General features: G+C 70.5%; 20 protein-coding genes and 1 tRNA gene. 11 read left to right on the forward strand and 10 right to left on the reverse strand.

What is annotated here, in order from left to right; genetic code table 11:
• Window positions 1-2 precede the first annotated feature (2 nt).
• The 4 genes from ACO4JP_RS07380 to ACO4JP_RS07395 form a co-directional block, all read right to left on the reverse strand.
• Window positions 3-251 carry an acyl carrier protein gene (locus tag ACO4JP_RS07380; protein WP_425956731.1) on the reverse strand — a complete coding sequence of 83 codons (249 nt, stop codon included), beginning with the start codon at window positions 249-251 and terminating at the stop codon, window positions 3-5.
• Window positions 252-322: 71 nt separating this feature from the next.
• Window positions 323-1327: a beta-ketoacyl-ACP synthase III gene (locus ACO4JP_RS07385; RefSeq protein ID WP_425956732.1), complete on the reverse strand. Its 1005-nt coding sequence runs from the start codon at window positions 1325-1327 to the stop codon at window positions 323-325.
• Window positions 1324-2298, reverse strand: coding sequence for an ACP S-malonyltransferase (locus ACO4JP_RS07390; protein WP_425956733.1), 975 nt, complete (start codon window positions 2296-2298; stop codon window positions 1324-1326). The genes ACO4JP_RS07385 and ACO4JP_RS07390 overlap by 4 nt, the downstream gene beginning before the upstream one ends.
• Before the next feature lie 93 nt (window positions 2299-2391).
• The gene (locus tag ACO4JP_RS07395) at window positions 2392-3567 is read right to left on the reverse strand and encodes a PucR family transcriptional regulator (protein ID WP_425956734.1); all 1176 of its coding nucleotides are present in this window, start codon (window positions 3565-3567) and stop codon (window positions 2392-2394) included.
• Window positions 3568-3773: 206 nt separating this feature from the next.
• Here ACO4JP_RS07395 and ACO4JP_RS07400 point away from each other — a divergent pair, with 206 nt between their 5' ends.
• A complete protein-coding gene (locus tag ACO4JP_RS07400) occupies window positions 3774-4478 on the forward strand; it encodes a hypothetical protein (RefSeq protein ID WP_425956735.1) in 705 nt (234 codons plus the stop codon).
• Window positions 4479-4583: 105 nt separating this feature from the next.
• Here ACO4JP_RS07400 and aceE read toward each other — a convergent pair whose 3' ends face one another.
• Window positions 4584-7355: a pyruvate dehydrogenase (acetyl-transferring), homodimeric type gene (gene aceE / locus ACO4JP_RS07405; protein WP_425956736.1), complete on the reverse strand. Its 2772-nt coding sequence runs from the start codon at window positions 7353-7355 to the stop codon at window positions 4584-4586.
• A 320-nt stretch (window positions 7356-7675) separates the two neighbouring features.
• Here aceE and ACO4JP_RS07410 point away from each other — a divergent pair, with 320 nt between their 5' ends.
• The 3 genes from ACO4JP_RS07410 to ACO4JP_RS07420 all read left to right on the forward strand — a co-directional run bounded on the left by ACO4JP_RS07410 (window position 7676) and on the right by ACO4JP_RS07420 (window position 8678).
• A complete protein-coding gene (locus tag ACO4JP_RS07410) occupies window positions 7676-8086 on the forward strand; it encodes a DUF3052 domain-containing protein (RefSeq protein ID WP_425956737.1) in 411 nt (136 codons plus the stop codon).
• A complete protein-coding gene (locus ACO4JP_RS07415) occupies window positions 8086-8541 on the forward strand; it encodes a peroxiredoxin (RefSeq protein ID WP_425956738.1) in 456 nt (151 codons plus the stop codon). The genes ACO4JP_RS07410 and ACO4JP_RS07415 overlap by 1 nt, the downstream gene beginning before the upstream one ends.
• Before the next feature lie 61 nt (window positions 8542-8602).
• Window positions 8603-8678 (forward strand) — tRNA-Val (locus ACO4JP_RS07420).
• Between the two features lie 356 nt (window positions 8679-9034).
• On the opposite strand, the gene ACO4JP_RS07425 is transcribed toward ACO4JP_RS07420, so the two are convergent.
• Window positions 9035-9280, reverse strand: a complete 246-nt coding sequence (locus ACO4JP_RS07425; RefSeq protein WP_425957151.1) for a hypothetical protein — start codon at window positions 9278-9280, stop codon at window positions 9035-9037.
• Here ACO4JP_RS07425 and ACO4JP_RS07430 point away from each other — a divergent pair.
• The 3 genes from ACO4JP_RS07430 (at window position 9191) to ACO4JP_RS07440 (ending at window position 10698) form a co-directional block, all read left to right on the forward strand.
• On the forward strand, window positions 9191-9760 hold the full coding sequence (locus ACO4JP_RS07430) for a cold-shock protein (RefSeq protein WP_425956739.1): 570 nt from the start codon (window positions 9191-9193) through the stop codon (window positions 9758-9760). The two genes, ACO4JP_RS07425 and ACO4JP_RS07430, sit on opposite strands and share 90 nt — an antisense overlap.
• 23 nt (window positions 9761-9783) lie before the next feature.
• Entirely contained in the window at window positions 9784-10119 is a 336-nt protein-coding gene (locus ACO4JP_RS07435; RefSeq protein ID WP_425956740.1) for a cold-shock protein, read from the forward strand.
• 348 nt (window positions 10120-10467) lie between these two features.
• A complete protein-coding gene (locus ACO4JP_RS07440; RefSeq protein WP_425956741.1) occupies window positions 10468-10698 on the forward strand; it encodes a hypothetical protein in 231 nt (76 codons plus the stop codon).
• Between the two features lie 15 nt (window positions 10699-10713).
• On the opposite strand, the gene ACO4JP_RS07445 is transcribed toward ACO4JP_RS07440, so the two are convergent.
• The 4 genes from ACO4JP_RS07445 to ACO4JP_RS07460 all read right to left on the reverse strand — a co-directional run bounded on the left by ACO4JP_RS07445 (window position 10714) and on the right by ACO4JP_RS07460 (window position 13276).
• Window positions 10714-11019: a hypothetical protein gene (locus ACO4JP_RS07445; RefSeq protein WP_425956742.1), complete on the reverse strand. Its 306-nt coding sequence runs from the start codon at window positions 11017-11019 to the stop codon at window positions 10714-10716.
• A gap of 234 nt (window positions 11020-11253) precedes the next feature.
• Window positions 11254-11418, reverse strand: a complete 165-nt coding sequence (locus tag ACO4JP_RS07450) for a hypothetical protein (RefSeq protein WP_425956743.1) — start codon at window positions 11416-11418, stop codon at window positions 11254-11256.
• Between the two features lie 119 nt (window positions 11419-11537).
• Entirely contained in the window at window positions 11538-12500 is a 963-nt protein-coding gene (locus ACO4JP_RS07455) for an alpha/beta hydrolase (protein ID WP_425956744.1), read from the reverse strand.
• Between the two features lie 56 nt (window positions 12501-12556).
• Window positions 12557-13276, reverse strand: a complete 720-nt coding sequence (locus ACO4JP_RS07460) for an alpha/beta fold hydrolase (protein ID WP_425956745.1) — start codon at window positions 13274-13276, stop codon at window positions 12557-12559.
• A 128-nt stretch (window positions 13277-13404) separates the two neighbouring features.
• On the opposite strand from ACO4JP_RS07460, the gene ACO4JP_RS07465 reads away from it, so the two are divergent.
• From ACO4JP_RS07465 to ACO4JP_RS07480, 4 genes are all read left to right on the forward strand, one after another.
• Window positions 13405-15675 carry an NB-ARC domain-containing protein gene (locus tag ACO4JP_RS07465; RefSeq protein ID WP_425956746.1) on the forward strand — a complete coding sequence of 757 codons (2271 nt, stop codon included), beginning with the start codon at window positions 13405-13407 and terminating at the stop codon, window positions 15673-15675.
• 942 nt (window positions 15676-16617) lie between these two features.
• On the forward strand, window positions 16618-17583 hold the full coding sequence (locus tag ACO4JP_RS07470; protein ID WP_425956747.1) for an ABC transporter ATP-binding protein: 966 nt from the start codon (window positions 16618-16620) through the stop codon (window positions 17581-17583).
• A 19-nt stretch (window positions 17584-17602) separates the two neighbouring features.
• Window positions 17603-18304 (forward strand): ABC transporter permease, encoded by a 702-nt coding sequence (locus tag ACO4JP_RS07475; protein WP_425956748.1) that lies wholly within the window; start codon window positions 17603-17605, stop codon window positions 18302-18304.
• Between the two features lie 457 nt (window positions 18305-18761).
• The gene (locus ACO4JP_RS07480) at window positions 18762-19991 is read left to right on the forward strand and encodes a Fic family protein (protein WP_425956749.1); all 1230 of its coding nucleotides are present in this window, start codon (window positions 18762-18764) and stop codon (window positions 19989-19991) included.
• Window positions 19992-20092: the final 101 nt, after the last annotated feature.

Consider the following 20092-nt stretch of genomic DNA (forward strand, 5'->3'; position numbering starts at 1 on the left):
GCTCAGGCCTGGGCGCCGGTGATGAAGGTCACCGCGTCGCCGACCGTGGCGAGGTTCTTGACCTCCTCGTCGGGGATGCGGACGCCGAACTTGTCCTCGGCGTGCGTCACGATCGTCATCATCGACAGCGAGTCGATGTCGAGGTCGTCCGTGAAGGACTTCTCGAGCTGGACCGCGTCGGTGGGCAGGCCCGTCTCCTCGGCGACGATCTCGGCAAGGCCCTCGAGGATCTCGGTGTCGGTGTAAGCCATGGGTATTTCCTTCTCTTCGGTGGGGTCCGGGGCCGGCGGCACCGGGAGTTCGTGGGGGAACAGGGGCGAGGCTACGGCAGCACGACGACCTGGGCGGCGTACACCAGCCCGGCGCCGAACCCGATCTGGAGAGCGACGTCGCCGGACTTCGCCTGGCCCTCGGACATGAGGCGCTCGATGGCGAGCGGTACCGACGCGGCCGACGTGTTGCCGGTGTCCACGATGTCGCGGCCGACGACGACGTCTTCGGGCAGCTTCAGCTGCTTGACCATCTGGTCGATGATCCGCATGTTCGCCTGGTGCGGCACGAACACGTCGATGTCCTCGGGGCCGACGCCCGCGGCGTCCATCGCGGCCTGCGCGAACTTGCCGACCTGGAAGCTGGCCCACTTGAAGACGGTCTGGCCGTCCTGGCGCAGCGTCGGCCAGCCGAGCGACGGGTCCGCGCGCAGATCGGTCCACGAGTGCGTCTGGCGGATCGTCGAAGCCTTCGAGCCGTCCGAGCCCCAGACCGTCGGGCCGATGCCCGGCGTGTCCGAAGCGCCGACGACGGCGGCGCCGGCGCCGTCGCCCAGGAGGAAGGAGATCGTGCGGTCGGTGGGGTCGATGATCTCCGAGAGCTTCTCGGCCCCGATCACCAGCACGTTGCGCGCGACGCCCGAGCGCACCAGCGCGTCGGCCTGGCCGATCGCGTAGCAGTAGCCCGCGCACGCGGCGGAGATGTCGTAGGCGGCGGCAGGGTTCGCGCCGATGCGGTCGGCGAGGATGGCGGCCGCGGACGGTGTCTGCGTGAAGTGCGTGATCGTCGACATGACGACGGTGTCGATCTCCTCGGGCGCGACGCCCGCGGCGGCGATCGCCTTGGTCGAGGCAACCTCGGCGAGGTCCAGCACGTCGCGGTCGGCGCCCGCGCGGCGACGGGTCGCAATGCCGGTGCGCTGGCGGATCCACTCGTCGGAGGAGTCGATGGGGCCCGCGATGTCGTCGTTGGTCACGACGAGCTCGCCGCGCTCGGCGCCAATGCCCAGGATGCGCGAGTACGCGACCGGCTGGGCCTGCTTGAGCTGGACGGTCATGCTTGGGCTCCGTTCCTGCGCGCGGCGTCGGAGTGGGTGGCGACGAGGTCGCGCGCGGCCTCGACGTCGTCGGGCGACTTGATCGCGACGAGCTCGATGCCCTTGAGCGCGCGCTTGGCGAGGCCGGTGAGGACGCCGCCGGGCGCCAGCTCGAGGATCGCGGTGACGCCGCGCGCGGCGAGCGTCTCCATGATGAGGTCCCAGCGCACCGGAGCGGTGACCTGCGCGGCGAGGCGCGAGAGCACCTCGGAGGCGGTGCCGAAGCTGTGCGCGCCGCCCGTGTACGCGGCGCCGTCGGCGTCGGAGAGGAACGCGACGCGCGGGTCCGTGGCGGGCCAGGCCGTCGCGACCGGCTCGAACGCCTCGCGCGCGGAGTCCATGAACGGCGTGTGGAACGCGCCGGCGACCTGCAGGGGGATGACCCGGGCGCGGGCGGGGGAGTTCTCGCCGAGCTTCGCGAGGTTCTCGAGCGCGCCGCCGGCGACGGTCTGGCCGGCGCCGTTGACGTTCGCGGGCCACAGGCCCGCCGCCTCGATCGCGGCCAGCACCTCGGCCGGGTCGCCGCCGACGACGGCGCTCATGCCCGACGGCGCAGCGGCGGCGGCCTGGGCCATCGCCTGGGCGCGACGGGTCACGAGGCCGACGGCACCGGCGTCGTCGAGCGCGCCCGCGACGGCGGCGGCGGCGAGCTCGCCGACGGAGTGGCCGGCGGTCACGTCAACGACGTCGGCGGCGCTGCGGCCGTCGAGGACGACACGCAGCGCGAGCAGCGACGAGGCGACGATGAGCGGCTGGGCCACGGCGGTGTCGCGGATGGTGTCGGCGTCCGACGTCGTGCCATGGGCGACGAGGTCGAGGCCGGCGGCCTGCGAGGAGGTGGCGAGGAGGTCAGCGACGCCGGGCAGGTCGAGCCACGGTGCGAGCATCCCGGGGGTCTGAGAGCCCTGTCCAGGGCAGACGACGGCGAGCACGGGTCAACGGTGTCAGAAGGCCGGGCTTGCGGCGCGTACCGACGGGCACGAACCTGCCCGAGAGCGCTTGTGGGAATCCCACAAGATCGGGTGCTACCCGAGCTGGCCGAGCGCCAGCGCGACCTGGAGGACGAACGACTCGCGGGCGTCCAGCGGGTCCCAGCCGGTGATCTCCGAGACCTTGCGCAGGCGGTAGCGGACGGTGTTGGGGTGCACGTACAGCTGGCGGGCCGCGGCCTCGAGCGACCGGCCGGTGCCGAGATAGGCCGACAGGGTCTCGAGCACGTTGCCCGTGGCCGCCTCGAGGGGGCGGTACGCCTGCTCGACCAGCGTGCTGCGGGCGGCGTCGTCGCCGGTCAGCACGCGTTCGGGCAGCAGGTCGTCGGCGAGCACGGGCCTCGGCGCCTGCGGCCACGCCGGGGCGGCGGCCAGGCCGGCGAGGGCCGCGGCTGCCGAGCGGGCCGCCTCAGCGACCGACGGGACGAGGCCGCCGATGACGACCGGGCCAGGGCCGAAGCGCGCCAGCAGGTTGGTGGCCGCGGCGACCAGGTCGCCTTCGCCGCCGAGCACGAGGACGACGCGGTCGCCGTGGATCCCGACCAGCGCGTCCCCGGCCGCGCGGCGAGCGGCCCGTCGCAGGTCGGCGGTGTGCAGCTCGTCGAGCTCGTCCGTCGTCGTGCCGACGACGACCAGCGACTGGCCGCGCCCGCTCCAGCCGAGCGCGGAGACGCGCGAGCGGAGGGAGTCGTCACCGTCGCCGCGCACCAGCGCGTCCACGACGAGCGCCTCGAGGCGGGCGTCCCAGGCACCGCGCATCTCGGCGGCGCGGGCGTAGACCTCGGCGGCCGAGAACGCGACCTCGCGCGAGTAGCGCAGCACGGCCTCGCGCACCTCGCGCTCGGCGGCAGGCCCGGCGATCTGGTCGGCGTGCGACTCGACGACGTCGACCATGAGGCGGACCAGCTGCAGCGTGTGCTGCAGCGAGATGGACTGCGTCAGCTCGCGCGGAGCGGCGGCGAACATCTCGCCGACGCCACTGGGAGCCGCAGACGGGTCGGCGAACCACGTGACGAACGCCGTGATGCCCGACTGGGCGACAAGGCCGACGTAGGAGCGGTCCTCGGCGGGCAGGTCGCGGTACCACGCCAGCTCCTCGTCCAGCCGGCGCAGCGCGGCTGCGGTCAGGAACCCGGTGCCCTCGCGGACGCGCTGGACGGTCGCTGCCCGGTGCTCGAGGCTGCGATCGGCGTTGGTCGGGGGGAAGGGCACCGCTCGAGGATACGTGCACCAGCGCAGCATCGACCACGCGAGCATTGTGGGGATGCCACAAATGGACGCACCGCGACCCTTCCATGGCACGCCACGGCGGGCCGGGTCGGCGGAGCGTCGATGCGACGTCGGGACGGCACCGCCACTCGCGCCCCACGGCTCGCGCGGCCCTGCTCACGGGCGCCTGTTGTGGTTATGGTCAGGACATGGCCCTCATGCCCAGGCTCCGTGCCTTGCTCCGCCGGCCGTTCTCGGCCTCGACCGTCGGTGCCCGGCGGCCGACGCCTTCGGCCCGGCGCCGCGGTGACACGGTTCAGGAGGACGCTCTGCGCGCGATGCTGCTCGACGACCCCAATGACGTGCGGGCGTTCGACGCCCTCGCCGAGCTCGTGCGGCGCCGCGCCGTCGAGTCCCCCAACCCCGATGACCCGCTGACCGCGACCGCCGACGAGGAGACGCAGGCCGCGCAGCGCCAGCGCGCCGCCGACCTCGCCGTCTGGTCCCTCGCCGAGGAGCTGGCCGGCCACCCGCGCGGCTGGTACCCGCTCCTCGAGCTCGGCCGGCTCTCGCTGGCGTCCGACCCGGAAGGCGCCGTCCGGCGCCTGGCCACGGCCTCTGAGCGTGACCCCGAGGGGCGGGCCCTCGCCGGCGGTCTGGAGATCCTGCGCGGAGCCGGGATGCCCGTCGAGGCCCTCGGTCTCGGCGTCGGCCACTGGCGGGCGCGCGAGCACACGCCGGAGGTGGGGCGGCACCTGGTGCTCGCGGCGCTGGAGGCCGACCGCGTCCTGGAGGCTCGCCAGCACCTCGCCAGCCTGGACCTGCACCCCGACCGCAACGCCGTCGCCCGGCTCAAGCCGGAGCTGGAGCAGGCGATCGCGGCGTACGAGGCCGCGCAGCAGACGACGCCCTGACGCGTGACCGGCCGTGCGACAGCGGCGATGACGTAGAAAGGCCTCCGCCCACCGCATCAGCTGACGCGGTGGGCGGAGGCCTCTGTGCTCACTGGAGCGGGACGGTCAGCTCTCGCCGCCCGCGTTGCCCGACGTGCCGGCGTTGACGTCCAGCAGGCGGTACTTCTCGATGGCCTGACCCACGACCTCGGGCGCGACCTCGCCACGGCGAGCCAGCGTCTGCAGCGTCTTGACCACCATCGACGGGCCGTCGATGAGGAAGAAGCGGCGGGCGGCGGCACGCGTGTCGGAGAAGCCGAAGCCGTCGGCGCCCAGGACCTCGTAGTCGCCCGGGACCCACTTGCGGATCTGGTCGGCAACCAGGTGGTCGTAGTCGCTCGAGGCGATGAACGGGCCACCCGCGCCCTGGAGCTTCTCGGTCACGAACGGCGTGCGCGGCGCGGTCGACGGGTCGACGAACGCGGCCTTCTCGGCGGCCAGGGCGTCGCGGCGCAGCTCGTTCCAGCTGGTGACGGACCAGACGTCGGCCGACACGCCCCAGTCGTCGCGCAGGAGGTGCTGGGCCTCGAGCGCCCACGGTACGCCCACGCCCGAGGCGAGGAGCTGGGCGCGAGGACGGCCGTCGGACGCGATGTCCGACTGCGAGATGCGGTGGATACCGCGCCTGATGCCCTCGACGTCGACGTCCTCCGGCTCGGCCGGCTGGACCATCGGCTCGTTGTAGACCGTCAGGTAGTACATGACGTTCTGGTCGCGGCCCAGCTCGTCGTGCACGCCGTCGTCCGACGGGCCGAACATGCGCTCGATGCCGTCGCGGACGATGTGGCGGATCTCGTAGCCGTAGGCCGGGTCGTAGGCGACCATCGCGGTGTTGGTGCCCGCGATGAGCGGCGAGTGGCCGTCGGCGTGCTGCAGGCCCTCACCCGTGAGGGTGGTGCGGCCCGCGGTGGCGCCGATGATGAAGCCGCGCGTCATCTGGTCGCCGGCGGCCCAGAACTGGTCGCCGGTCCGCTGGAACCCGAACATCGAGTAGAAGATGTAGACGGGCACCATGTGCTCGCCGTGCGTGGCGTACGTCGTGCCGACCGACTGGAACGCGGCCGCGGAACCGGCCTCGTTGATGCCGGTGTGCATGATCTGCCCGGCCTCGGACTCCTTGTACGAGAGCATGAGCTCACGGTCCACGGCGAGGTAGTGCTGGCCACCCGTGTTGAAGATCTTCGCGCTCGGGAAGATCGCGTCCAGGCCGAACGTGCGCGCCTCGTCGGGGATGATCGGCACGATGCGCTTGCCGAACTCCTTGTCCTTGATGAGGTCCTTGAGCAGGCGCACGAACGACATCGTCGAGGCGACCTCCTGCGTGCCAGAGCCCTTCTTGAGCAGCTCGTAGGCCTTGGGGTCGGGAAGCGTGATCGCCTTCGGCGCGTGACGGCGCTCCGGTACGAACCCACCGAGCTGACGGCGGCGCTCCAGCATGTAGCGGATCGCCGGGTCTTCGAAGCCCGGGTGGTAGTAGGGCGCGCTGTACGGGTCCTCGAGCTGCTCGTCGGGGATCGGGATGCGCAGCGAGTCGCGCAGGGCCTTGAGCTCGTCCGACTTGAGCTTCTTCATCTGGTGCGTCGCGTTGCGGCCCGCGAAGCCGGAGCCCAGGCCGTAGCCCTTGACCGTCTGCGCGAGGATGACCGTCGGCTGGCCCTGGTGGGAGCGGGCGGCGGCGTAGGCCGCGTAGATCTTGCGGTAGTCGTGACCACCGCGCTTCATGTTCCAGATGTCCTCGTCCGTCATGTTCTCGACGAGGGCCTTGGTGCGCGGGTCGCGGCCGAAGAAGTGCTCGCGGATGAACGCACCGGACTCGGCACGGTACGTCTGGTAGTCGCCGTCGGGCGTCACGTTCATCAGGTTGACCAGGGCGCGGTCCTTGTCCGCGTTGAGCAGGGCGTCCCACTCACGGCCCCAGATGACCTTGATGACGTTCCAGCCGGCACCCTTGAACTCGGCCTCGAGCTCCTGGATGATCTTGCCGTTTCCACGGACCGGGCCGTCGAGGCGCTGCAGGTTGCAGTTCACGACGAAGGTCAGGTTCTCCAGGTTCTGGTGCGCCGCGAGCTGCAGCATGCCGCGCGACTCGGGCTCGTCCATCTCACCGTCGCCGAGGAATGCCCAGACGTCCTGCTGGGCGGTGTCCTTGATGCCACGGTTGTTCAGGTACTTGTTCGTCCAGGCCTGGTAGATCGCCGACGCCGGGCCGAGGCCCATCGAGACCGTCGGGAACTCCCAGAAGTCGGGCAGCAGGCGCGGGTGCGGGTAGGAGGGCAGGCCGTGACCGGCCTTCGACTTCTCCTGGCGGAACCCGTCGAGGTCCTCCGCCGAGAGGCGGCCTTCGAGGTACGCGCGGGCGTACATGCCGGGGGACGCGTGGCCCTGGAAGTAGACCTGGTCGCCGCCGCCCGGGTGGTCCTTGCCGCGGAAGAAGTGGTTCAGGCCCACCTCGTAGAGCGTCGCCGACGACGCGTACGAGGAGATGTGGCCACCGACGCCGATACCCGGCTTCTGCGCGCGCGTCACCATGACGGCGGCGTTCCAGCGGTTCCAGCCGCGGTACTGGCGCTCGAGCGACTCGTCGCCCGGGAAGTACGGCTCCTCGTGCACGCCGATCGTGTTGACGTACGGGGTCGCGAACGACGCCGGGATCGACACGTTGCGCTCACGCGCGCGGCGCAGCAGGTTGAGCATGACGTAGCGGGCGCGAGGTCCGCCCTTCTCGTCGATCAGCCCGTCGAAGGACTCGACCCACTCGGCCGTCTCGCCGGGGTCGATGTCAGGGACCGAGCTGAGCAGACCGTTGATCAGCGGTCCGGTCTCGTCGTACGAAGCCACCAGCAACCTCTCTCTTGTCATGACCGGGGTGCGTGCGCACCACACAGCCACGCCTGTCGTCGTCGATTCACCCCCATTGTGTCCCCATCCGCACCACCCGCACACTGCATCTCGTGGGCGGAAGTCGTGACGTCGGTCATGCTGTTGCCCGCTCAACAACGCCCGCCCGACGTCGCTGGACGGCTTCCGTGGGCGCCGCGAGTGCCGCCGTCGTGCGGATGACAAGGCGCGCGGCGCTCAGGTGGACTACGTTGACCACCATCCCGGACCGCACGGCGGCCCGGCGTCGACTTTGCCGAAGGAAGGAATGGAACAACCACGTGGGTAAGCAGACGGATCCCCAGGCCGACCGCCTCGGGTTCACGCCCGGCCAGGTGGTACAGGAGTTCGGCTGGGACGACGACGTCGACGACGCGCTGCGCGCGGCGATCGAGGAGATCACTGGCGGCGAGCTCGTCGACGAGGACTACGACGACGTCACCGACGGTGTCATCGTGTGGTGGCGCGCCGACGACGGCGACCTGACCGACATGCTGGTCGACGCCCTGACGGTGCTCGACGACGGCGGCGCGGTGTGGCTGTTCACGCTCAAGCCGGGCCGCTCGGGCCACGTGGGCCACGACGAGATCCAGGAGTCCGCCACGACCGCGGGCCTGCATGCGATGACGACGTTCGCCGTGGCGGACGACTGGTCGGCGACGCAGCTGTCGAACCGAGGGCGCGGGCGCTGATGCCCCTTCGGCCCGGTGACCCCGCGCCCGACTTCACGCTGCCCGACACGCACGGCACGCCCGTTCACCTCGCGGACCTGCGGGGTGAGACCGTGCTCCTGGTGTTCTACCCGTTCGCGTACTCCGGCATCTGCACCGGCGAGCTGTGCGAGCTCCGGGACAACATCGAGGAGTTCGAGACCGCGGGGGTGCGGCTGCTGGCCGTCTCCACCGACCCGGTCTACGCGCTCAAGGCGTGGCAGCAGCAGGAGGGCTTCGGGTTCGACCTGCTCAGCGACTTCTGGCCGCACGGGTCCGTGGCCCGCGCCTACGGCGTGCTGGACGAGGAGCGCGGGCACGCCCTGCGTGGGTCGTTCCTCATCGACGCCGACGGCGTGGTGCGGTGGTCCGTCGTGAACCCGCGGGGCCAGCGACGGGATCTCGAGGGGTACCGGGCCGCGCTCGCGGAGGTCTGAGTCCCCTATCCTTGGGGGTCGCGCGCATCGGCGTGCGGTCCGCGCCCTCGGGTGCGGGCAAGGGCCTGTAGCTCAGTTGGTAGAGCGCCACGCTTACACCGTGGATGTCGTCGGTTCGAGACCGGCCGGGCCCACCATCAGGGGTTTGTTGGCTCTGACCTGCGTTGATGTTGCCGCCGGACGTGGACGCGCGAGGACTCCAGTAGACGCTCCCAGCCATCCGGTGCCCCGCTGGTGCCCCATAGAACGACGGCTCCCTGTCGCCGCCTGGCATAGGCGCTTGAAGACCGACCTGCGCAAGCGGCGCGTGAGTCGAAGCGGGCGAACGGCGACGGGTCCGGTGAGGCGGCCCAGGTGTACAAGTTCGTCTCAGGGGTCTTCAAGGGCCGAGTCAAGGCCCTCTGGCCGGCGGAAACGCTGAGGTCAGGGGCCTTTCGTCGTGGCTCTGGGCCCCTGATCGGGGGTCTGCTGGCCGTTCGCCGCGTCGAAGCGGTTACTGGTCGAGCCAGGTGTCCCCAGGAAGCCAGGTGGCCCGCAGAAACGCCGCCGCCTGACGCAGCGCGCGCGATTTGCGGGTGACCCACTCGTCTGCGGTTCTGTCGGGGGGACAATGGGTAACAGCATTGTCTGCCGAGATGAGGAGTTTTGGGTGCCCCAGGGAACTGTCCGATGGTTCGACGCCGACCGAGGGTTCGGCTTCCTCGATCTCGGGAACGGTGCCGAGGATCTGTTCGTGCATGCCTCCGAGATCGTCGGCGGCGACGGACCGAGGCTGCTCCGCGAGGGGCAGGTCGTCGAGTTCGAGGTCGGTGAGGGTGACCGTGGCCCGCAGGCGCGCCGCGTCCAGATCACGGGCGACCGGGCCGCTGACGCGCCCGTCGGCGTGCTCGGCACCGTCGCCTGGTACGAGCCGGCCAAGGGATATGGCTTCATCAGTCCCGACGACGGTCGCGTCGAGGTCTTCGTGCACAGCTCGGCCATCGTCGGGGGCGGTGTGATCTCGGAGGGGCAGCGGGTGGCGTTCCTTGTTGTCGAGGGGGAGAAGGGGCCGCAGGCGGACCACCTGCTTCCGCTCAAGGCGGAGGTTGCACGGCCGGCATCCGACGGCGCGGACGGCACGGTGTCCTGGTACGACGGGACCAAGGGTTTCGGGTTCGTCGTGCCCGACTCGGGTGGCGAGGATGTCTTTGTAACGTCCGTGCGCTCGGCTCGGGGGTGACCGAACTATCGGAGGGCGCCCGCGTGACGTATGACGTCGTCGACGGCGACAAGGGGCCGAATGCCCGCAACGTGCAACTGGTGCGCGGCTCCGGGAGTACGCGCACGGCCACGGAGCGCGGTCGGTCGAGCCGTCCCGGGGCGTCCGGGGGGCCTGTGCGCGGAGGTGAGGGAACCGTCGCGCGCTACGACCCGGAGCGCGGTTTCGGCTTCATCACCCCCGACGCCGGGGGCGCGGACCTGTTCGTGCACGTGTCGGTCATGAGGGGTGGCGAGGTCCTCGAGGAGGGCGATCGGGTCCGGTTCAAGGTGCGTCAGAGTGACCGGGGGCCGCAGGCCGACAGCGTCGAGCTGATCTGACTCGACAAGCTCCGCCGGAAGCGCGCCTGGGCAACTCGGTCACCTCGTCGGTGCGCCGGTCAGCGCTCATGGGCTCAACTTCGGGGAGGGATCGACGAGTGTGGATCGCTCGGCGACTTCTGTGGACGGCGCCTCGGGGGCTCGTGCCACGATGGGGCGCATGAGGACACGACCGCGCGAGGGGCTCAAGCCATAGCCCCAGTTCGTCCCTCACCGAGGGATAGCGGGCTGGGGCTGCTGAGACCCTCGGAGGCCCTCGTGTCTCGTACCGACGCTCATCTTCCTCTCCGCGTCCGCGTCGCCCGTCGCGACGTTCCCCGCGTCGAAGTCCACGACCACGCCGACGGCGTGTGCGAACTTGCCGACCCGTTCGACCGCGACGCCCTGTGGTCGCGCCCGGGCGGCTGCCACTGGCAGTGGCTGTGGGACGGGCACGGGCTGTGCTCGTGCGAGATGTGCCACGGCGGCTACGGGCTTCGCGCAGAGCGCCGCGCGGACCGTCAGCGCACCAACCGCGTCCTGCGCGTCCTGGCCCACCGCTGGAACGCGGGGGAGGACGACTCCCTCGACGTGGCCTGATGTGCGCCGGCGACCTCAGCCGCGGCGGTCGTTGAGCACCCAGGCGGCGGCCGCGGAAACTGCCGCGGCGGTGAACACCGACGGCCACGCCCCGATCTTCTTCGCCAGCGGGTGCGAGAGCCCGAACGCCGCCAGGTAGGTCGCAACGAGCGCGGCGGTCGTTGCGGGGCCGGACGTCCTGGCCCACTGCATCCCTGCGGTCACGCCGGCTGCCGCCAGCACGACCCCGGCCAGCGGGCGCTGCTTGGTGGCCCGCCCGACGGCGAACCCGCCGACCAGACCGGCGGCGACGATGGGGGCAGTGGGAACCGTTGTGGACATGGACGTGACGGTACCCCGACGGCTGACTTGGGACGTCGGCCGCATCGTCGCCCATCGCCGCTCCGCACGCTTCGCGCGGCCGTCGCATGGGTCTTGCGCACGTCGTGGTTCCGGCGCGTCGGGCCCCGGATCATGCCGCCGTTCGAGCGGGCCATGCCGCGGCTCACCGGCGGAAGGCTCACGGCCAGCGGGCTGCTCATGTCGGCGCTGGTGCCGCACACCGTCGGTGCCAAGTCAGGCCTTCTGCGGCAGACCGAACTCATGTGTGTGCGCGACGGCGGTACGTGGCTGGTCGGGCCGGGCGAGCTCGGCCTCACCGATCAGTCCGGAGCGCACCGCGGCACGGGAGATGGTGAACGCGATCACCGCGCAGGCCAGCCAGGCGGCGTTCGCCGCCACTGACGAAGTGCCCCTCTGCGTGGTCCGGATACGAGCGTCACACCCGTATCCTCCCACGTCAGAAGGGCATTTCGACTTCCCGGACAGCCACGCGCGGCAGCCTGGCCGTGGATCAGGGCTCAGTCGGTGAGGGCGTCCTTGAGGAAGGCGACGGCCTGGGCGATGGCGGCCTTTGCGGCGTGGGTCTCGTGCAGGGAGTTGACCATGACGAAGTCGTGGATGATCGCGGCGTAGCGGACCTGGGTGACGGGGACGCCGGCGTCACGGAGCTTGCCGGCGAAGGCCTCGCCCTCGTCGCGCAGGACGTCGGCCTCGCCGTTGATGACCAGGGCGGGCGGGAGGCCGGTGAGCTGCTCGGTGGTGGCGCGCAGGGGCGAAGCGGTGATCTCGGCGCGCTGGTCCTCGTCGGTCGTGTACTGGTCCCAGAACCACTTCATGCCGGTGCGTGAGAGGAAGTACCCGTCGGCGAACTCTTCGTAGGACGGGGTGTCGAACGCCGCGTTCGTGACGGGGTAGAACAGCACCTGGGCTCGGAAGGTGACGTCGCCGCGTTCCTTGGCCATGAGGGTCAGGGCGATGGCCATGTTCCCGCCGACCGAGTCGCCGGCGATGGCGATGCGTGAGGGGTCCAGGCCCTCGTCGGTCCCGGACTTCGCGACCCAGGTGGCGACGGCGTAGGACTGCTCGTTCGCCAGGGGGTAGCGGACCTCGGGGGAGCGGTCGTACTCGGGGAACACCACGGCTGAGCCGGTGCCGACGGCGAGGTCGCGCACGAGGCGGTCGTGGGTGTGGGCGTCGCCGAAGACCCATCCGGCACCGTGGGTGTAGACGATCACAGGCAGCAATCCCGTCGCACCCTTGGGCTTGACGATGCGGGTCTTGACCGTGCCGGTGGGTCCGCCGTCGACGGTGATCCACTGCTCGTCGACGTCGGGCTGCCAGATCTCTGCGTCCTGGACGGAGTCCACGGCCTTGCGTCCCTCGACGGGGCCGAGGTCGTAGAGGTAGGGCGGGTTCGCGGTGGCGTCGACGAACTCCTGCGCGGCCGGCTCGAGCGAGATGTTGTGCGGGTTGCCGTTCATGAGGGATTCCTTTGCGGTAGCGGGTGCGTGGAGCGGGTGGCGACGGGCGGCCAGGGTCACGCGAGCTCGGCGAGGGCGTCGGTGATGACGTGGGCGACCTCGGCCGGGTGGGTCTGCATGACCAGGTGTGGTGCATCGAGCTCGGTGATCGTCCGCAGGCCGGCGCGCTTGTACCCGAAGCGTTCGACGTCCGGGTTGATGGTGTGGTCGGCCGCGGCGACGATGCCCCAGGCGGGCTTGGTGCGCCACGCCGCCACGGGAGCCGTCTCCCCGAAGGCGGTGGCCGACAGCGGGCGCTGGGACACGGCGAGGACCTCGGCGACCTTCGGGTCGACGCCGGCGGCGAAGACCGCCGGGAAGGCGTCGATCTTCACCGACACGTCTGTGCCGTCGGTTCCGTCGGGCAGCGTGTACGGCTGGTAGACGAGGTTCGCGGCGAGCTCGGAGTCGGGGAAGCCGCCCTGCAGCTGCCCGAGGCTCTCGCCTTCGTCGAGCGCGTAGCCGGCGACGTAGACGAGGCCGACCACGTTCTCCGCGGCGCCGGCCACGGTGATCACGGCGCCGCCGTAGGAGTGTCCCGCCAGCAGGACGGGGCCCTCGATCTGCTCGACGAACCGCCTGATGAAGGCGGCGTCACCCAACAGCGAGCGGTTGGGCACGGGTGGCACGAGGACCTTCACACCCTGGTCGAGCAGTGCCCGGGTGACCGGGCCCCAGCTCGCGGCGTCGGCGAACGCTCCGTGGACCAGCACGACGGTCGTCTCGGTGGTGGGCATGGCGGGCCCCTCTCGGTGGTGGTGCCGGATGATGACCCGGTGAGACCCATCCCATGCGAACGAGCCGCCTTCCACCACGAAGAACACACGCAGTCTCGTGGTCTGTCGGGTTCTGAGGTGACGAGGGGATGGTGAGCGGGCAGCGCACCCTGCGGCGGCTGCTTCGTGACCACCGGCTCCGGTCGGCGCTCACCCTCGAAGGGCTTGCGGAGGCGTCCGGCGTGAGCGACCGCACGATCAGCGACCTCGAGCGCGGCGCGAGCCGGGCACCGCAGCGGCGCACTCTGACCTCACTCGTGACCGCGCTGGCCCTGGCGCCCGACGAAGCTCGGGAGGTCTTCGAGCTGGCGGGCCAGGCACGCCGCACCCCCGAGCCCAAATCGGGATCGCTCCTCGAACCCGTCAGGGTCGACGACTTCACCGGTCGCGGTCCCGAGCTCGACGCAGCCCTGCTGGCCGTGGCCAGGGACGAGAACACCGGGCAGGCGCCCCTGGTCGTGATCTGCGGCCCGGCCGGCGTCGGCAAGACGACGCTCGTCATCGAGGCCATGCACCGCCCCCAGCAGGTGCGGCGGCGGCTGTTCGTCGACCTCAGGGGCCTGTCGGGCAACCCGCTGACGCCTTTGCAGATCCTGCGGCTCCTTCTCGAGCAAGTCGCGCCCGGCGATGTTCCCCAGGCCCGCACCATGGTCGCCGCGGTGCGCCTGTGGCGGGACGCCGCGTCGCGGGAACCGACGATCGTGCTGCTGGACAACGCCGAGACCGAGAGCCAGATCCGACCGGTGCGGGTGGTCGGGGCGCAGTGCGCACTCATCGTGACCGCACGACGCAGCCTGTCCGGGTTGGAATCCGTTCGCCGGATCACGCTGACCTCCATGTCCCCGGCGGACTCTTTGCGACTCCTCGAACGCATCGTGCCCGAGCATGTGCAGGACAAGGACGCCCTGGAGGAGCTGGCGACGTTGTGCGAGGGCGTGCCCCTTGCGCTGCGCATCGCAGGCAACCGGCTGGCCGCGCAACCCCAGTGGCGCGTCGCCGACATCGTCGAGCGGTTGAGCGCGGACGATGCCCGGCTCAACCAGCTGCGGGCCGGGGACCTCGCCGTCGGGGCCGCGCTGTCCGTGTCCTACGAGCAGCTGACCGACCGGCTCAGGACGCTGTTCCGGACCCTCGCGGTGATACCGGGAGGCAGCTTCGGCCACGACCTGGCAGCTGCCTCGATCGGCGGCGCGCAGCATTCGGTGCGCGACGACCTGGACGAGCTGGCCGACCTGGGGCTCCTGCAGTCGCTGCGCGGCAACCGATTCCGGTTCCACGACCTCGTACGCCTGTTCGCTGCAGAGAAGCTGCGCGACGACTCCACGACGGACGAACAGTCACGAGCCCACAGGGACCTGTTCGGCTACCTGTTGGCCACCACCTGCGCGGCCGGCGCGTGGTTCGAGCCCAAGAAGGTCAGCGCAGGCACCGAGTCCGACGCTGCGACGCGCGCGCCCCACGCCCCGAGCGCCACGCAGTTCCGCAACGCCGATCAGGCACGGGACTGGTTGCGTGACGAGTCAGTGAACTGGTTGGCGGCTCTGCGTGCGGCGGCGAACGCCGGGGACGACCGCACGGTCGTGGACGTTGCTGATTCGCTGCACTGGTTCTCCGACCTGTGGTCGCGCTGGGGGTCGTGGCACGAGGTGTTCGGGCTCTCTGCAGCGGCCGCGACACGACTTGGTCCGAGAGAGCACGCGGTCCACATGGGGTACCTGGCGTGGGCGCAGCTCGTGGAGATCGAGTCATTCGAACAAGCCCTGGCCTCAGCGCGGGTGTCCGTGCGAGCCGCACAAGAAGCCGGCAGCCAAGGGCTCGAGGGCTGGGCGTGGTTCTACGTCAGCTGGGCTCAGTGGCGACTGCGGGACCTCGACGACGCACTCGGGGCCGCAGTGACCGCACGTGACCTGCTCGCGACGGCGGGCGACACCGACGGCCGGGTCCAGGCGACCCTCGCCGCAGCCGCAGTGCTCGACGACCTCGCCCGGTTGGGAGACGCGGCGGAGCTGCACCAGCAAGTCTTCGACATCGTCGACTCCGCAGATCCGCCGATGAGCCACCACCTGGCACAGTTCACCCGAACCGAGGCGGGCATCGGCAGCGCGGTGCGCCACCTTCGTCTGGGAAACGGAGCCGAGGCGCTGCTCTGGGCGAGCAAAGCGCTCGAGGCGGCGAAGAGCATCCAGCTCCATCGAGGGATCGGCAACGCCAGGCGGCTTCGTGGCGAGGCACTGGCGATGCAGGGAGACCCGGAGACGGCCCTGCGCGAACTGACCCGCGCAGCAGACGAGCTCGACGCCGCACACGAGCTCGAGCTCGCGCGCAAGGCCCGAGACTACGCGAGCACGCTCCGCAAGTAGTCCCATCAGGGACCCGAGAGAGCGGGCGGTGTGTCGCGCCTTCGGGTCTGCTGCACGGATAGGTGACAGCGGGTCTCAGGCGGCGAGTGCGACCTGAGGGGTGTTGATGGTCTCGTACTCGATGGGTGTCAGGCGACCCGGGCGGGCCCGGCGTCGTCGACGGTGGTAGGTGCGTTCGATATGGCCTCGACGTCGTCACGGAACTCCCTGGGATGGGGTCCGGGCACGGTGCACATCCTTCCAGCAGCACCTCACGGCACCACAGGTCAGGTGTCACCTATCCGTGCAGCAGACCCCTCGACCCAGTCGCTGTCGGGTGGGGAAATCGGGTTACACCGTGGATGCCGCGGGTCATGACGAGCGGTTGAGCGTCATTGGGATCTCCCCGGGGCCGGTCGGGAACACCGCCTGGCGGAAGGCCAGAGGCCTCGCGGCACTTCTGGCCAACGGGCAGCCGACCGGCGGGACCTGTCGCATCCTTGCTGACAGGCGTGCCCCGCGTTCCTCTGCGCCACCCCGGAGGAGGCGCTCGATTCGGCTTGATGCGGGGCCTCCTTGGGTAGACTCGGGACACATGGCTCGGCCCTGACCAAGCCCGGTTCTCAGGGGCACGTAGGGGGCACGACACTGGCAAAGGCAATTCCAGAAACCGCGGAATTTCAACGATCCGCGAACGCGGTCCTAAAGGATCAACTTCTGATCGATCTCTCGGCCGCCCTTCGGCGGCCGGTCGGGTCGGAGGCCCAGGTCCGCGGAATTCCGCGGACCTGGGCTTTCGCGTCTCGGGGAGTCGTGGACACCTGGAGTTGCCACGACAAATGACAATCAGCCACATTCCCGGCCGTTGATGCGGACGGCGACGGCGACCTCACCGTCACGTGCAACGTTCTGAGTCGTCCGGGCTCTTCCCATGGGCCTGGCCTGCGCCTATCTTCTTGAGTCGTGGTCAAGTCACAGGGCGGGCTGGCCCTGGAGGTGCACAACCTGAGCAAGCGCTTCGGCGACCGCGTCGCGTTTTCCGACGTCTCGTTCGAGGTCCGCGTCGGCGAGGTCTTCGGCTTTCTCGGCCCCAATGGTGCGGGCAAGACGACGACCGTGCGGACCTTGGGCACGCTGCTCGAGCCCACTGCGGGCTCGGCGGTGGTGGCCGGGATACCGCTGCGGCCCGAGAACGGGGTCGAGATACGCCGGCGGATCGCGATCATGCCGGAGTCGCCCGGGCTCTACCTGCGCCTGAGCGTGCGGGAGAACCTGGAGTTTTTCGCTGATCTGTACGAGGTGGACGGTCCGCGGGAGCGCATCGACGGGGTGTTGCGCGCCGTGCGGCTGGCCGACCGGGCCGGGGACCTGTGCGGCGCCCTCTCCAAGGGGTTGCGGCAGCGCGTGGCCTTGGCCAGGGCTCTGCTCAGCGACCCGCAGGTGCTCTTCCTGGACGAGCCGACTGCCGGGCTGGACCCGGTTGCCGCGCGCGAGGTGCACGCGCTGATCGGCGGTCTGCGCCGGCGCGGCGTGACGATCTTCCTCACCACGCACCGGTTGGAGGAGGCCGAGCGCCTCTGCGACCGGGTCGCCATCCTGAGCACCACCCTGCGTACGGTCGGTCGTCCGGACGAGCTGCGCGACCAGATCTTCGCCCAGTCGCTCACGGTCCGGCTCGTCGCGCCGCTGCCCGACCCCGTCGCGACCTTCGGCGGTCTGCCGGGCGTCACGGGCTGGGCCGCGGACGAGTCCGCCGGCTATGCGCTGACGGTGAGCGACCCTGCGGTGGCCGCACCCGGGGTGACGCGGGCACTCGTCGCCGCCCGCGCCGACGTGCTCTCCATCAGCCGGTCGCAGCGGTCGTTGGAGGACGTCTACCTCGAGCTCATCGACCCCGCGGCCATCGACACTGATCACGAGAGTGGGTAGGGGCATGAGCGTGCGACGGGTGCGGGCGATCATGCGCAAGGAACTGCGGGAGATGCGCCGCAAGACGTCGATCGTCCTGACCATGGCGATCGTCCCCCTGGTCTTCCTGGTCCAGCCCTTGGTGGCGGTGTTCGGCCTGAGCGCGTCATCGGCGCCCGAGCTGGCGCGCGCGCACATCATGCTCTTCATGCTCGGCATCCCCGCGATCGCACCGGCCTTCCTCGCCTCGTTCGCGGTGGTCGGCGAGCGGGAACAGGGCACGCTCGAACCGGTGCTGGGGACGCCGATCCGGCGCGAGGAGCTGTTGCTGGGCAAGGCGGTGGCTGCGCTACTGCCCTCGCTGGGTGTCGCCTACGGCGTCTTCGCGATCTTCGTGGTCGTCGTCCGGCTCTTCGCAGACCCGCTGGTGGCGTCAGCGATCCTGCCGTGGCAACAGATCGTGATCCAGGTGCTCTTCACACCGCCGATAGCGCTCCTGTCGATCTGGCTCAGCATGGCGATCTCGGCTCGGGCCACCGACGTCCGCGTGGCCCAGCAACTGGGCACGTTGGTGGGTCTCCCGGTCGTGTTCCTGGCCGCTCTCATCGCCAACGACATCATCCACGCCACAGCCAAGCTCGCGGTCCTCGCGGCGGCGGTGCTGGTGATGCTCGACGTCGCTGCGCTGCGCTTCGTCTCCGCCACCTTCAACCGGGAGCGGTTGATCACCAACACCCGGTAGGGCGGCACGCGTCCGCGGCTGGGCGCGACGGGGCCGGTCCATCGCGAAGGTGGTTCGTTCCATGCCGGGCTCGTGCCGGGAGAGCCGCGTCACTTTACCGGGACGGCGACGTCGACAGGATCGTGGCCGACGTCGCCTAGGCCTCGATGGGGGCCACAGCCAACGGGCGTGCGCTCGCCGTGTCCATCGGCGACCTCCGCGCGCGTTGGCGAGAGCAGATCAAGGCACGATCGAACTCTCCGCATGGCCCCTGTCCGACACGCTGTTCGCTCAGCCCGTGGTCACGGCGGAGCATGTCGCAGGCGTCCTCGGGCTGTCGGATCGCGGGGCACGCAACATATGCATGTCGACGTCACCTTCGGAGACCCGATCTGGCCCGCACCGCAGCCAATCTGGTGAGTCGAAGTGTGACTTGCAGGAGTCGCTGAGGAACACATTGCCCAGAAGTGTTACTAAGATGGAGCGCATGGTCACACCACTTCCGGTCGCGGTGCCTGCGATGGGCTACGAGGAGCACGTGTGGCAGGCCGAGCCCGACGGGCTGCACGGTCGTGCCCGCGTCGCTGCCGCCAGCGGGCCTTACCGCTCGACCGTGACCCCGCCGATCGCCGACTACACCCCGAGCCTGCCGACCGGCCTTGCCGCCGACGCGGAGGACGCGACCACCGCGCTGGTGCGCTTTGACACCTACGCGCGGTCGGTCCTCGGTGCCGACAGCCCGACGCTCGGACCTATGTCCTCGATCCTGCTGCGCACGGAGTCCACCTCGTCCTCGCAGATCGAGAACTTGACGGTGGGCGCGCGGCAACTGGCCTTGGCGGAGATCGACCAGTCGAGCTCGCAGAACGCCGAGGTGGTCGTTGCCAACGTGCGCGCCATGGAGGCCGCGCTCGATCTCGCCGACCGGCTGGACTCCGACGCGATCCTGACGATGCAGCGCGAACTGCTGGAGGCTCAGTCGGGCTCGCAGGAGCACGCCGGCCGCTACCGCGATGGCCTGGTCTGGGTCGGCTCCAGCGGAATCACGCCACGCGGTGCCAGCCACATCGCGCCTCAGGCCGAGCACGTGCCCGCTGCGATGCACGACCTCGTGGCGTTCATGCGCCGAGACGACATGCCGGTGCTGGTGCAGGCCGCGATCGCGCATGCCCAGTTCGAGACCATCCACCCTTTCGCCGACGGCAACGGGCGCACCGGCCGAGCGCTCGTGCACGCCCTTCTGAAGTCCAAAGGCGTGCTGACGAGCACCACAGCTCCCGTCTCCGCCGGGCTGCTGCGCGACACTGAGGGCTACTTCCGCGCGCTCGGCGCCTACCGTGACGGCGACGCCCGCCCGATCATCGAGGGGTTCTCCGACGCGAGCCGGTTCGCCGCCTCGTCTGGAGCCGAGCTGGTCGACGACCTGGCCGTGCAGGTGGAGTGGTCCCGCGACCGGATGTCGAGCGTGCGCCGCAATGCCGGTGCCTGGAAGGTCCTGCCGCATCTGGTGGCCCACCCCGTGGTGAACGCCAATCTGCTGATCGAGCGGCTCGGCATGAACGGCATGGGCGCCCAGCGCGCGCTCGGCCAGTTGGTCGACGCCGGGGTCCTGGAGGAACGCACCGGCATGCAGCGCAACCGGGTCTACCAGCATGACGGGATCATCGAGGTCCTGGACGTCTACGCCCAGCGGCTGCGCCGCGGCTGAGCAGCAACCCGACCGCCGCGACTTCCGGGCGCACGGCACGTCGAACCTGATGGAGAACGACATTTGCGGGCCGTTGACCCTCCTTCTGTACGCCCAGGACA

Origin of the sequence: Xylanimonas sp. McL0601, assembly GCF_049852175.1 — a bacterium.
In the GTDB taxonomy this organism is placed as follows: domain Bacteria; phylum Actinomycetota; class Actinomycetes; order Actinomycetales; family Cellulomonadaceae; genus Xylanimonas.

Coding starts and splice junctions, on each gene's coding strand:
- ACO4JP_RS07465 (WP_425956746.1), top strand. CDS start 13,405: ATGGTGAGCGGGCAGCGCACCCTGCGGCGGCTGCTTCGTGACCACCGG.
- ACO4JP_RS07460 (WP_425956745.1), bottom strand. CDS start 13,276: ATGCCCACCACCGAGACGACCGTCGTGCTGGTCCACGGAGCGTTCGCC.
- ACO4JP_RS07480 (WP_425956749.1), top strand. CDS start 18,762: ATGGAGCGCATGGTCACACCACTTCCGGTCGCGGTGCCTGCGATGGGC.
- ACO4JP_RS07425 (WP_425957151.1), bottom strand. CDS start 9,280: ATGCACGAACAGATCCTCGGCACCGTTCCCGAGATCGAGGAAGCCGAA.
- ACO4JP_RS07400 (WP_425956735.1), top strand. CDS start 3,774: ATGGCCCTCATGCCCAGGCTCCGTGCCTTGCTCCGCCGGCCGTTCTCG.
- ACO4JP_RS07415 (WP_425956738.1), top strand. CDS start 8,086: ATGCCCCTTCGGCCCGGTGACCCCGCGCCCGACTTCACGCTGCCCGAC.
- ACO4JP_RS07445 (WP_425956742.1), bottom strand. CDS start 11,019: ATGTCCACAACGGTTCCCACTGCCCCCATCGTCGCCGCCGGTCTGGTC.
- ACO4JP_RS07380 (WP_425956731.1), bottom strand. CDS start 251: ATGGCTTACACCGACACCGAGATCCTCGAGGGCCTTGCCGAGATCGTC.
- ACO4JP_RS07385 (WP_425956732.1), bottom strand. CDS start 1,327: ATGACCGTCCAGCTCAAGCAGGCCCAGCCGGTCGCGTACTCGCGCATC.
- ACO4JP_RS07455 (WP_425956744.1), bottom strand. CDS start 12,500: ATGAACGGCAACCCGCACAACATCTCGCTCGAGCCGGCCGCGCAGGAG.